The sequence below is a fragment of the Blautia sp. ZXY-1-C6 genome (genome assembly GCF_056339875.1).
Genome location: NZ_JBWJVQ010000238.1, coordinates 22,814 through 36,057, shown reverse-complemented (window position 1 = coordinate 36,057; position 13,244 = coordinate 22,814). Strand labels below are relative to the sequence as shown.

Here is a 13,244-nt window from a genome sequence, read left to right as displayed (position 1 = left end):
TTTTCAAACATTATAACACAATCACTTTAATAATGGAAATCTGAATTTTCATACAGATAGTTCACACAAACGGATATTTATATGTTACAATAATATCATCAACCAACTATAGCAAATCTATAAACAAGTCCCCTGTGAGATTACAAAAATCAACGGGGAACTGCCTGTATCAGGAAAGGATATTATTATACATGAATTATGATTCTGTCCCCTTGAGGGATTTTAAAGAACTGAATGACTGGGAGACAGTTATTTTTGTCTATCAGTCTGCCCTTAAACAGGTAGAAACAAAGATTGATATTCTAAACGGTGAATTTCAGCACAGACATAAATACAATCCAATCGAACATGTAAAATCCAGAATCAAAACTCCGGAAAGCATTGTAAAAAAACTGAAACGACATGGATATGAATCCAGTATCGAGAACATGGTACGCTATGTAAATGACATCGCAGGAATCCGTATCAGCTGTTCCTTTACATCTGATATCTATCTGATCGCAGATATGATTTCCAAACAAAATGACCTGACGATCCTTGCAAGACGTGATTATATGAAAAATCCTAAAAAGAGCGGTTACCGCAGTTATCATATGCTGGTTACCACACCGGTCTTTCTCTCCGACAGTATCATTGATACCAAAGTAGAGATTCAGATCCGCACAGTTGCACAGGATTTCTGGGCGACTCTGGAGCATAAGATGCATTACAAATTTGAGGGAGACGGACCTGACTATATCACAAAAGAATTAAGAGAATGTGCGCGATATGTAGCAGAACTGGATACCCGCATGGAAGAACTCAATAATGAAATCCAGAAATATGGAAAATTATCAGATAAAAAATAAAAAATCCCCGTAAAACGAGGAGTGCCCCGGCAGTGGTTTACCGGGGCTATTATTATGAAAAAAATTTATGTGTAATGATAACACATTACAACGTCTTTCGTAGGTTCTTTCGAACTATCTATATAGTAGCAATCATTTATGAACAAATTATGAACTCGCAGTTAACTTTTCGTTTATTTGCACAATTATTTTATATTTTTTAATATTTTTTTATAGAATTACCACATATTTATAGTTCTTGTTTTATTTTATGCTTGTCTATCTTGTATATCTCCCATAATCTTCCATAACTATTTCGTCTTTTCACAGTTACGATTTGAGAATGAGCAGATTTTACTCAAAAAGACTCTTTGCAAAATCAGCCAGTTTATGCAGGATTCCTTTTACCTCTTCTTTACCAATCCCCATTTCTTCCAGTTTATTATATGCCTTCGTCACAGCACTCCTGAGCTGTTCCTCATCAATATCAGAATCCTTAATCTGTTTAACGATCTTTATGATTCTGTTCTCTTCTTCCTCCGAAAGGCTAACTCCTGCAGTACTCTCCGCAGTCTGGATCAGCGATCTGATCTGATCATCTGAAATATCCTGTTTTGCTGCCTCATTTTTCACATACATAATGATATCAACTACTTTGTCCGGATCTGATACAAGAGAATCAATCTCATTATCAGAAATAATCTCCTGTACAGATTCCGAAGTATCTGCTGCCATCACCGGTACTGCCGGTGTCGTACATGTAATTGCTGCCGCAATAATAAGTATTCCTGCTTTTTTTATTCTCATGATTTAATTACCTCCATACTTTTGCCAGTCAATAATAAGTCTCTGTCTTTTCACTGTCAGCAGATTACAGACAATGAACAGGCATTTTCATTTACCGGCTCATTATATCAGAAATCTTATGCCTTCTGTAAAATAAATATCCCAATTTCTGTCTTCATAATTCCTTCGACATTTGTTCAAATTTTTTTCACATCTTAAACACGATTTTCTCATAATTGCAGGATATACTAAAGCTATAAAAATAATAAAGCCAACGTTATTTTTATAAAATTTCTTTTTCATATGTTGATTGCCGGAAGAGGCAATTAACTCTCCTTCCTTTTAAAAAATAAATTTGAACGTAATATAAAAAGCATCCGCTTAGCCACCGGATGCTTTTTATATTTATCTTTTTATGAAATTTCTGTAAATGCATTTGCCAGCTGTGCAAACTGTGCCAGTGTCAGTGCTTCTCCTCTGACACTCAGGGAAAGTCCACACATCCCCAACGCCTGCTCAATCTGTTCTTTAGAAAATGGTATCTCCTGTGAATTCTTCAGACCATTCACCAGTGTCTTCCTTCTCTGGTTAAAAGATGCTCTGATAATACGAAACATCAGCTTCTCATTCTTTACCTCAACCGGCGGTTTTTCATATCGTTCCAGTCTGATCACCGCACTTCCCACTTTAGGTCTTGGCATAAAACAGTTGGGCGGTACATTTGCCACGATCTTTGGTTTCGCATAATATTGCACAGCCAGTGAAAGCGCCCCGTAATCTTTTGTTCCGGGTCCTACCTGCATTCTGTCCGCAACTTCTTTCTGTACCATAATAGTAATAGAATCAACAGGAACCTGATTCTCAAACAATCCCATGATGATCGGGGTAGTAATGTAATATGGCAGATTGGCAACAACCTTGATCGGACGCCCCTGATTTTTTTCCAGTGCAAGCTGGCGGATGTCTACTTTGAGGATGTCGTTGTTGATGACTGTCACATTATCCCAATCTTTCAGAGTGTCGTCCAGAATAGGAAGCAGTGTTTTATCAATCTCAACTGCTGCCACTTCCCTTGCTGCTTCAGCCAGATACTGTGTCATGGTTCCGATTCCCGGTCCAATCTCCAATACAAAATCATCCTTTGTGATCTGTGCAGAATCTATAATCTTATCCAGAACATGAGTATCGATCAGAAAGTTCTGACCAAACCTTTTCTGGAATGCAAAATTATACTTCTGAAGCACTTCTATGGTATACTTTGGATCTCCTAGATACGGTCTGGGCATAATCTTTACTCCTTTTTCTTTATTACCTGTAACTGTACAAATACGCATTATTTAGTAAAATCTTTCTCGTACAGAACAATATATCCATCTCTGTCTATACGTTTCTTAGATACATTTCGTTTAAATTTACGGATTCCTCCCTGTGATTTTGCAATCGCAGCATCTATCAGTTCTTTTACTGCGCCAACATTCATAGGAGAATCCTCTTTCTGGTTAATTCCAATCAGATTATACAGCGCAAGCATTCCCATCTGATCAATAGCATAACCATTCTCTTTTGTATAAACCCTTGCAAAATTGACAAGTTCATCATTGGTAAACACAGGAATATTGATCATTGAAGTAAACTTCTTTGCGAATTTCGGATATCTGGCAATCAGTTTTCGCATACCAATCTTCTCATCTTCCACGATTACTGTAAGTCCGTCTGTATTAACTTCCATGGCTTTGTCAAGCATCTCTACTGTTTCCGGTGTCAGCTGATTTGCATTTTCGATCACAAGAAAGCCACCTGCCAGCTTTGAAAAAATCTTATAAATATTTTTTCCGTTGATCTGATCTGCAAAAACATATGCTACTTTTGACGCTTCCAGATTCAGTTCTTTACAGATTGCCGGAATCAGGCCTGAGATCAGTCTGGTCTTTCCGCATTCCTTACCGCCCATCACAATAATATTTCCAGTTTTAGAAGTCTTGTCTGCTGCAGCCATCTGTACATCATATAAAGTATCCACAAGCTGTTCTTTCATACCCGGAACCTTTACAAAATATGTAAATAACTGCTTCTCATCATCTGTAAGTTCTTTTTCTCTTGGTACGATATCCCTTGGATCTGCTCCATTTTCCGGCTGGATAGATTCTATAAAACGTTCCAGCTCCTCTTCTTCTGTCAGGGGTTGGGCTTCTTCCGTTCCCTCTGTATCATCTTCCGGATTCAGATCTGTATTCCCCATCGGTCCATGGAGAAATTCCTCTTCAGCTCTTCTGAGATCTTCTTCTGTAACCTCATCTTCTTCTTCAGCTTCTTCTATTTCCGGCTGCACCGGTATTTCCTTTTTCGGTTCTTCATCCGGCTTTGGATCAGCAACCTTTATATCTTGTATATCTCCGCTGAGGAAATCCGGTTCTTCCAGTTCCTCTGAAATATCATGGGCTTTTATTTCTTTATCATCAACATCAGTTTCTGAACTTTCTTCCTGTACTTCTTCTGTTTTTGACTCTTCTTCCTTCGGAATCTCAATTCCCTGCGCACTGGCAGCAGCAAGGATCGTATCCTCCAGATTCAACTCTTTCCCTTCCAGATCAAAAGAATCCATATTCAGTTTCGTCTCAGCAACTTCCTCAACTTTCGGCGGTTTGCTCAGTTCCATATTTTTCATGGATGCCGGAATATTTAATTCAGGCATCTTAATTGCAGCCATGGGTTCTGCCCCCGGTTTTTCAGGTTCTGCCTCCAATTCCGGAACATTTTCAGGTTCTTTCTGCGACGCATCACTCTTTATGATTTCTTCCGGAATCTCATCTTCCCTGGTGATACCGGCCTCGTTAACCATATCCATGGATTCTTCCGGAAACTCTTCTTTCTCTTCCTGAGTCTTACCTCCAAAGACATCCCTGATCCCCTTTGAAATCTTTTCCTGAATGCCTTCCATGCTGACCTGAACTTCCGGCTCATTGTTTTCTGTCGTTTCTTCCACTTCTTCAGCTTCAGGCTCTTCCTGCGCTTTTACTTCTGTTTCCGTTTTTTTCTTCTCCAGTTCTTTCGCCTGCTCTGGTGTAAGAAGTTTCGGAACAAACTGTTTCTCAAATTTTGCTTTCTCGGCACCTGTCAGCTCACCCATTCTCATTTTAAGATCATAGGCTTTCATAACATATTTGCCTTCACTGAACCAGAGAATGATTTCATTGCATAAATCCAGACATTTCTGTTTTTCTCCAGCTTTGTAATACAGGGCTGCCAGTTCATATGACCATTTCTCTGTAAATTCCTGTTCTTTATACTCTTCCAGGATTCTGATCTGCTCATTTAATGAAGAATTTTTTGCCTTTGCAATCTTGTACTGCAGAATATATTGTGTACTGTCATTCGAAGCCACCTGCTTATACTCTTCAAAAAATTCTTCTGCTTCATTGATATCATCCATTCGCAGAGAGATCTCAATCAGACGGTAAAGAATATTTTTTCCAATAGATGCCTTATGATATGCAAGAAGGAAAATCTCCTTACTGTCCTCATATCTTCCGTTTGCTGCATATATTTCACCGACAACACATAAGGTGCGGACATTTTTGACGCGTCTCCAGTCTATGCTGTCTACAATGTTCATGGCACCTTTATAATCTTTGTCCTGAACCAGCTTATTAATCTCTTCAAGTTTTATCCGAAATTCTTCTTTATCCAATGCATTCACCAACTTTCCATAATTACGCTCAGTGTATCATAAGCCCGTACCCTTGTCAAAAGATTGTTTCTTCTTACACAGGCTGTGATACTGTTCCCTGAACTACCTGAAATACCTTATTTATCTGAAACTGATGACTGATAAAATCATCCAGCCCTGTACATGTTATCAATGTCTGGATATCACTGATACTGTCCAGAAGATAATTCTGCCTGCTGCTGTCCAGCTCGGACAGAACATCATCCAAAAGCAGAACCGGTGTGTCTTTTATTTTTCTCTTTACTATATATATTTCTGATAATTTAAGTGAAAGTGCCGCTGTCCTCTGCTGTCCCTGAGAACCGTATTTCCTGATATCAATCCCATTTGCCATTACACACAGGTCATCTCTGTGTGGGCCTGCGGATGTCAGTCTCATCCTCATATCTCTTTCTCTGTTGGCACAAATGGTACTTTCCAGTTTCTCTGCTGTACAGTCCGGTTCATAAATAACGTTCAGTTCTTCCAATCCCCCTGTAAGATTACCATGTATTTTTCGAACCGTTTCATTTAGTTCTTTAATAAATTCACTGCGCTTGTCAATAATCTTCCGTCCATATTCAGCCATCTGTATATCCCAGATATCCAGTGTATCTTTAAGTGAAGGCTGAACACTGAGATCCTTCAGCAATTTATTTCTCTGATTTACAATATGGTTATATGAAGCCAGATCTGTAAGATATATTTTATCTAACTGGCACAGTTCCAGATCAAGAAATCTCCTTCTCTCACCCGGACCATTTTTTATAATATTCAGATCCTCAGGAGAAAAAAACACCAGATTAACTACTCCGAAAAGCTCACTGGCCTTCCGGATAGGAAGACCATTGATCGCAACGCCTTTTGCTTTATTCTTTTTAAGATGCATATCAATCCTGTAGGAAAGCTCATCTCTTTTTACCATCATCCTGATATGAGATTCATCCTTTCCAAACTGAATCATATCCTTATCTCTGCTTCCTTTATGCGATTTTGTAGTTCCGCAAAGATAAAGTGCCTCCAGGATATTGGTCTTTCCCTGAGCGTTATTGCCGTAAAATATATTCGTCCCCTGTGCCAGATCGAGTTCCAGAGAATCATAATTTCTGAAATTTTTTAACTGAACAGATTCAATATACATTTATTCACCTGATCACTTTAATTTCTTTTCCATCATAAGAAACGATGTCACCTTCATAAACCTTTCGGCCACGACGGTCATCTACCTCTCCGTTTACTTTTACCAGTCCGTCAGTGATCACATATTTCGCTTCAACCCCGTCCTGAACCATATCTGCAAGTTTCAGTAACTGCCCCAGTTTTATAAATTCATCTCTGATTTTAATTTCTTCCATTTTCATTTACTCCCTATCTTGCCTGATTCTGGTTGATATTTACAGGCAGAATCAAATATGTGTAATTTTCCTCGTCATCCCTGATAAAACATGGTGCTTTTGGATTTACGAGGTAGATACTGATTGTTTCATCATCGATTACTTTGAGTGCATCGATCAGAAATCTTGGATTAAAGCCAATAAGGATATCTTTGCCCTCTTTATCAATATCAATATTTTCATTCATGGAACCCATTGCAGAATCAATACGTAATTCCATAGAATTATCTGTAATTTCAATAATGATCGGTTTCTTTTCTCCCTCTCTTACCAACAGAGTGGCTCTGTCGATACAGTCCAGAAATTCTTTTTTATTAATTTTAATTTTGGTTTCGTAATCGCTGGAAAGCATCTGATCAATACGGAAATATTCTCCGTCGATTAATCTGGAAACAACAATAGTCTGGTCAAACTCAAATAAAATATGATTTTTTGAGAAATAAATATTTACAATATCATCAATTTCACCGGATAAAATCTTACTGATCTCATTAAGTGTTTTGCCAGGTACCACCACTTTGCGGTCAGCATAATCTTTTTTCAGTTCCATACGTCTGATTGCAATACGATGTCCATCGAGAGATACTATTTTCAGGTAGTTATTTTTGATTTCAAAAAGTTCACCTGTCATCAGCTTATTGGTTTCATTGGAGGCAATTGAGAAAATAGTCTGTCTAATCATCTCTTTTAATGTGAATTGAGAGATAGTAAGACTTTCTTCTTTCTCAATCAGTGGGAGATATGCAAAATCTTCTCCGGATTTACCAGGTATCGTGAATTTTGCTTTCTCACAGGTAATGGTGGCAGTAAGTTTCTCATCTGTTTTAATAGTTACCGTATTGTCTGGCAGTCGACGAATGATTTCATAGAAAATTTTTGCATCCAGCGCAATGATTCCTTTTTCTTCAATGATTCCATCAACAATTGTTTCTATACCGAGTTCCATATCATTAGTAGTAAATTTGATCTGGTTTGTAGTAGCATCAATCAGAATACATTCCAGAATTGGCATTGTTGTTTTAGAGGGAACTGCTTTCAGTGAGATGTTTACACTTTTGAGCAAGTTGATTTTCTGGCAAATGATTTTCATAATGTGTATAACTTCCTTTCTTGGGTGATGTGGTTTTTTATAGATAAATATATAAAAGGAATTCGTCGTCTCCGCCGTAGGGGATGTGAATATGTGAAAAACTCCATTGAAGGTTGATTTTTCAAGGAGTTCGGATATGGATAACTTCGTGTAAAGGTGTGCTTAAAGTATGTGTATAACTTGTGTATAACCGAAGCGCCCAAAAAGTGGCGAAAAGTTATACACACTTATACACATTCAATCAACATCTTATACACATGTTATACAGTCAGTTATCCTCATCCCTGTGGATTAATTTTTTTCTTTAAAGTTTCAATGGTGTTTTTAAGGTTTTCATCGTTGTTGATTTCTTTTTCAATTTTGTCGATACCGTGCATAATGGTAGTATGATCACGATTTCCAAGACATTTTCCGATAGATTTCAGCGGAGTTGAGATGATTTCTCTGCATAAATACATGGCAATCTGGCGGGGGGTTACAATTTTGGAGTTACGCTTATTTCCACAAAGGTCATCCACTGTAACATCAAAATGTTCAGCAACCATGGAAATAATATAATCCGGCGTGATGACTTTCTTTTCATCAGGGGAAATAATGTCTTTTAACGCCTGTTCGGCAAGTTCAAGTGTAACTTCCTTTTTTTCAAGTTTGGCAAAAGCCATCACCTTGTTGATCGCGCCTTCCAGTTCGCGGATATTGGATTTAATATTGTTTGCAATGTATTTGATTACTTCCTCGTTAATATCATATCCATCCATTTCTTCCTTCTTATGAAGAATTGCCATTCGGGTTTCGTAATCCGGCAGTGTGATGTCTGCGATCAGGCCCCATTCAAATCGTGAACGGAAACGTTCTTCCAGGATTTCCATATCTTTTGGAGGTTTATCTGACGAAATAATAATCTGTTTTTTGGCACTGTGCAGGCTGTTAAAGGTATGGAAAAATTCTTCCTGTGTAGATTCCTTTCCTATAATAAACTGAATATCATCGACAAGAAGAACATCAATGTTTCTGTATTTTTCACGAAACTTGGTCATTGCCGAGTTATTTCCATTACGGATTGTTTCGATCAGTTCGTTGGTAAACTCTTCACTGGTAACGTAAAGTACTTTGCTGTTTTCATCATGATCAATAATGAAATGAGCAATAGAATGCATCAGATGAGTTTTTCCCAGACCTGCACCGCCATAGATAAAGAGTGGATTGTAGGTATCACCCGGGGATTCGGCAACTGCAAGAGCTGCTGCCTGGGCAAATTTATTATTGCTTCCGACTACAAAGGTATCAAAAGTGTATTTTGGATTCAAATGAGCTTCCTCGCAGCGTGCGTCCTGAGACTGCGCTTTTGGAGAAACTTCCTCTTTTTTCGGAACATCTTCCGGCAATATGAAATTGATGTCACAGTTTTCCATTCCGGTAACTTCACTGATCGTTACCTGAAGTGGAAGTTTATATTTTTTACTTATATAATTGAGACCTACCTGCTCTGAAGGCACGATAATAGTGACAACATTGTCAACTACTTCGTAAACAGTAAGTGGTTTTAGCCAGGTATTAAAAGAAACGTCGGACAGATCATGTTCTGTCTTGACGATTTGCAGGATTTCGTCCCATTTTTCCACAACTTTGTTCATTTTCTGGTTCTCCCGGTTCGTATTACTTCTATATTAAGTGTGTATTGATAATATTGAGTTTTCCACAAACTCTGACCGTATTCTTAAAAAAGACATAAATATCCTTATATATATTATAATAAAATGCCTGTTTTCGCAATGTATATTTGAGGGAAATGTGGAAAAAAGTTATCCCCACTTTTTATGTGGATTAGTGTGGATAACAGTGGAAAAGCCAATTCAGGTTACCATAATGTGACGTTATTCTTTTAAAAACGATAAAAAATGGGGATAATTTTATGCACAGTAAGAAAAGTAGAAATAAAAGCATTTTTTTGAAGATATGTGTAAAATAGACAGGAGAAAGTGGAAAGATATATAGGTATTCCACAAGTTATCCACAAGTTATCCACAAAATGTGGATAATATTACGTAAACCAATTATGTAATCCACAATGGCATAAAAAACCATTTAAATCTTTGTGTAAATAATACTTGACGAATCCACCCTTTATGAATATAATTGAAATGATGTTCTAATAAGTAAAGTTGGCGGGCAGGAGAGCTGTAGAATCCGGTGTCTGTCATACTTAAAAAGTTACAAAATTTAACATGGATAATAGATAAAGGAGGTGCTTTACCTATGAAAATGACATTTCAGCCAAAAAAGAGATCTAGAGCAAAAGTTCATGGTTTCAGAGCTCGTATGAGCACAAAGGGTGGTCGTAAAGTATTAGCTGCCAGAAGATTAAAAGGAAGAAAGCATTTATCAGCCTAAGAATAAGACCGCAATTATGTGGTCTTTTCTTCTCTTAAAAAAGAGATCAGGAAAGGGGATTCTATGCAAAGATCAGAGTCCTTAAAAAAAAATCAAGATTTTCAAAAAGTATACAGAAATGGAACATCAAAAGGTAATCGGTATCTGGTGATGTACGTACTGAAAAATCAGTACATGAAGAATCGTCTGGGAATATCAGTAAGTAAAAAAGTAGGGAATAGTGTGGTTCGCCACAGACTCACCAGATTGATAAGAGAGAGTTATCGGTTGAATGAAGCGGAATTTGAAAACAGTTTGGACATTGTAGTAGTTGCACGCCCACAGGCAAAGGACAGAACCTATCAAGAGATAGAGAGTGCGCTGATGCATCTGGCGGGAAAGCACTGCATAGCAGGTAAGAACAATGATAAAGAAGTTTCTGATCAGAATAATTAAACTCTATCAAAAGTATATATCACCGATGAAGAGAACAAAATGTCCTTATATTCCCACATGTTCTCAATATGGTTTAGAAGCAATCGAAAAATATGGTGCATTAAAGGGTGGTCTTCTTGCGGTATGGAGGATACTTCGCTGTAATCCTTTTTCCCACGGAGGCTATGACCCTGTACCGTAAAGACAGGAATGTACTTGAAAATTGAATATTGATCGATCGAAGGAACCTCCTGTCATTTATGGATTCTAGGAGGAAATGAACTTGGAAATGATTTTAGCGACAAAGAGCAGCACTCCTATCATTGGTCAGCTTGCGACCGTTATGGGATGGATCATGGATGGTATTTACAGATTGCTGAATATCTTTGGAATTCAGAATATCGGTCTTTGTATTGTCATCTTCAGTATCCTTATTTATGCTCTTATGACCCCACTGCAGATCAAACAGCAGAAATTCTCTAAGCTGAGTGCAATCATGCAGCCGGAACTTCAGAAAATTCAAAAGAAGTACAAGGGAAAAAACAACGATACTGCTGCAATGCAGAAAATGCAGGAGGAAACACAGGCTGTATATCAGAAATACGGCGTATCTCCTACAGGAAGCTGTGTACAGCTTGCAATCCAGTTCCCTATTTTGATGGCCTTATATCAGGTAATTTATAAAATTCCGGCATATGTAGGAAGTGTAAGGGATATCCTTGCATCTGCAGTTACCAGTATTACAGGTGTAAACGGATATACAGATATCCTTCAGCAGTTTATCACAGATAATAAGATGACAAGAGTTCAGCTTATTATGGATGGAAGTAAAGCTACAAGTAATTCAGTCACAGACTTTTTGTATGCATTATCACCTTCCCAGTGGAAAACACTTGCTGAGACAAGCCAGTTTGCAGGATTTACTGATACGCTGAACAGCACTGCAAAAGAGATTTCACATGTGCAGAATTTCTTTGGTCTGAATATCGCTGATCAGCCACTGACTTATATTAAAGCAGCTTTTGTAGGTGGATCTGCTCTTCTTGCTATCGTTGCGATTCTTATCCCGATTCTTGCGTGGGCTACACAGATGATCAACTTAAAACTGATGCCTCAGGCAGCACAGCAGAGCGGCGATTCACAGCAGGATGCAATGATGAACTCCATGAAGACAATGAATATGGTAATGCCGTTGATGTCAGCAGTATTCTGTTTCACATTCCCTGTAGGTCTTGGTATTTACTGGGTAGCAAGTGCTGCAGTAAGAAGTGTGCAGCAGGTTGTTATCAATAAAAAGATGGATAAGATCCAGATTGAAGACCTGATCAGTGAGAATATGAAGAAGATGGAAAAGAAGCGTGAGAAAGCGGGACTTCCACCTCAGAAGATTACAAATCAGGCCCATCAGAGCGCCAAGAATATCAATAAGATTGAAAAAGGCAGCAGCAATACAAATGTTGAGACAAGAGCCAAGAAGGTTGAAGAAGCTTACAAAGACGCTGCGAATGCAAAACCTGGCAGCATTACTGCAAAGGCCAATCTGGTAAAAGCATTTGATGAGCGTAATAAGAAGAAGTAGTCAGGAACGGAGGGGTTGGCATGGAGGATTATATCCAGTTTTCAGCGAAAACAAAGAGTGAAGCAATTACAAAAGCATGTATCGAGCTTGGCGTATCCAGTGACCAGCTTGAGATTCAGGTAATAAGTGAAGGCAGCAACGGATTTTTCGGAATCGGAAGCAAGCCTGCAGTAATTAAGGTTCGTAAGATTGAGTCGGTTTCTGAGGAAGAAGAAATGAAGGAGATCGTAGAGACAGTGAAACTCGATTCCTTCAAAGAGGAAGCCCCGGTTCAGGAAGAAAAGAAAACGGAAGCTATAAAACCGGTAAAGAAAGAAATCAAAGAGCCGAAAGCTGTTTCTGAGAAACCAAGACAGCCAAAACCTGTAAAGGAAAGGGCTGCAAAAGAAAAACAGCCGAGAGAATTCAGAGAGCCAAAAGAGAAACAAGTCAGAGAAAAGACGACTAAACCGGTAAAGCCTGTTGAGAATCCTTACAGATCCGGAAGAGATTAAAGAAGTAGAAAACAGAGCAAAGGTATTCCTTCGTGATGTATTTGCGTCCATGAATCTTGGAGAAGTAGAGATTACATCTGAATATAACACAACGGACGGAAGTCTGGAAGTTGACTTTGAAGGCGAAGATATGGGAATCCTTATCGGCAAGAGAGGCCAGACTCTGGATTCTCTTCAGTATCTGACGAGTCTTGTGGTAAATAAAGGTAAATCAAATTACATTCGTGTAAAACTTGATACAGAAGATTACCGCAAGCGCCGTAAAGAAACTCTTGAGAACCTTGCAAGAGGTATTGCTTATAAAGTAAGAAAAACCCGCAAGCCGGTTATTCTTGAGCCAATGAATCCTTATGAGAGAAGAATTATCCATTCTGCTCTTCAGGGAAATAAATTCGTTGAGACAGTCAGTGAGGGTGAAGAGCCTTACCGTCATGTAGTGGTAAAATTAAAAAGAAATTAATAATATGACTGCTTCATTGCAGATATGAAAAAAGAATGTTATTCTAGGTGAAAGCGTGAATAGCACGTAACTTTGCGTGTGTACTTTTGCCTGGAGTAACATT

Annotated in this window: 12 protein-coding genes and 1 pseudogene; 6 read left to right on the top strand and 7 right to left on the bottom strand. The window is 38.3% G+C overall.

The window, feature by feature from the left end; all coding sequences use genetic code 11:
• Window positions 1–191: 191 nt before the first annotated feature.
• Window positions 192–848: a GTP pyrophosphokinase gene (locus tag AC075J_RS15055; RefSeq protein ID WP_020993340.1), complete on the top strand. Its 657-nt coding sequence runs from the start codon at window positions 192–194 to the stop codon at window positions 846–848.
• Between the two features lie 333 nt (window positions 849–1,181).
• Here AC075J_RS15055 and AC075J_RS15050 read toward each other — a convergent pair whose 3' ends face one another.
• The 7 genes from AC075J_RS15050 to dnaA all read right to left on the bottom strand — a co-directional run bounded on the left by AC075J_RS15050 (window position 1,182) and on the right by dnaA (window position 9,437).
• Window positions 1,182–1,634 carry a DUF1002 domain-containing protein gene (locus tag AC075J_RS15050; protein ID WP_022381168.1) on the bottom strand — a complete coding sequence of 151 codons (453 nt, stop codon included), beginning with the start codon at window positions 1,632–1,634 and terminating at the stop codon, window positions 1,182–1,184.
• 392 nt (window positions 1,635–2,026) lie between these two features.
• The gene (gene rsmA / locus AC075J_RS15045) at window positions 2,027–2,899 is read right to left on the bottom strand and encodes a 16S rRNA (adenine(1518)-N(6)/adenine(1519)-N(6))-dimethyltransferase RsmA (RefSeq protein ID WP_008707998.1); all 873 of its coding nucleotides are present in this window, start codon (window positions 2,897–2,899) and stop codon (window positions 2,027–2,029) included.
• 47 nt (window positions 2,900–2,946) lie between these two features.
• Window positions 2,947–5,301 carry a tetratricopeptide repeat protein gene (locus tag AC075J_RS15040; RefSeq protein ID WP_330380959.1) on the bottom strand — a complete coding sequence of 785 codons (2,355 nt, stop codon included), beginning with the start codon at window positions 5,299–5,301 and terminating at the stop codon, window positions 2,947–2,949.
• A 73-nt stretch (window positions 5,302–5,374) separates the two neighbouring features.
• Entirely contained in the window at window positions 5,375–6,460 is a 1,086-nt protein-coding gene (gene recF, locus AC075J_RS15035) for a DNA replication/repair protein RecF (RefSeq protein WP_008708000.1), read from the bottom strand.
• A 4-nt stretch (window positions 6,461–6,464) separates the two neighbouring features.
• Window positions 6,465–6,674, bottom strand: a complete 210-nt coding sequence (locus tag AC075J_RS15030; protein WP_008708001.1) for an RNA-binding S4 domain-containing protein — start codon at window positions 6,672–6,674, stop codon at window positions 6,465–6,467.
• 13 nt (window positions 6,675–6,687) lie between these two features.
• Window positions 6,688–7,803 (bottom strand): DNA polymerase III subunit beta, encoded by a 1,116-nt coding sequence (gene dnaN, locus AC075J_RS15025; RefSeq protein ID WP_008708002.1) that lies wholly within the window; start codon window positions 7,801–7,803, stop codon window positions 6,688–6,690.
• Between the two features lie 278 nt (window positions 7,804–8,081).
• The gene (gene dnaA, locus AC075J_RS15020) at window positions 8,082–9,437 is read right to left on the bottom strand and encodes a chromosomal replication initiator protein DnaA (protein WP_008708003.1); all 1,356 of its coding nucleotides are present in this window, start codon (window positions 9,435–9,437) and stop codon (window positions 8,082–8,084) included.
• A 622-nt stretch (window positions 9,438–10,059) separates the two neighbouring features.
• Here dnaA and rpmH point away from each other — a divergent pair.
• From rpmH to jag, 5 genes and pseudogenes are all read left to right on the top strand, one after another.
• Window positions 10,060–10,194 (top strand): 50S ribosomal protein L34, encoded by a 135-nt coding sequence (rpmH, locus tag AC075J_RS15015; RefSeq protein ID WP_008708004.1) that lies wholly within the window; start codon window positions 10,060–10,062, stop codon window positions 10,192–10,194.
• Between the two features lie 63 nt (window positions 10,195–10,257).
• Entirely contained in the window at window positions 10,258–10,629 is a 372-nt protein-coding gene (rnpA, locus tag AC075J_RS15010) for a ribonuclease P protein component (RefSeq protein ID WP_008708005.1), read from the top strand.
• Window positions 10,598–10,810: a membrane protein insertion efficiency factor YidD gene (gene yidD / locus AC075J_RS15005; protein ID WP_008708006.1), complete on the top strand. Its 213-nt coding sequence runs from the start codon at window positions 10,598–10,600 to the stop codon at window positions 10,808–10,810. Before rnpA ends, yidD begins: the two co-directional genes overlap by 32 nt.
• Before the next feature lie 75 nt (window positions 10,811–10,885).
• Window positions 10,886–12,187 (top strand): YidC/Oxa1 family membrane protein insertase, encoded by a 1,302-nt coding sequence (locus tag AC075J_RS15000; protein WP_334291046.1) that lies wholly within the window; start codon window positions 10,886–10,888, stop codon window positions 12,185–12,187.
• Between the two features lie 20 nt (window positions 12,188–12,207).
• Window positions 12,208–13,141: pseudogene (gene jag, locus AC075J_RS14995) on the top strand (RNA-binding cell elongation regulator Jag/EloR).
• Window positions 13,142–13,244 lie beyond the last annotated feature (103 nt).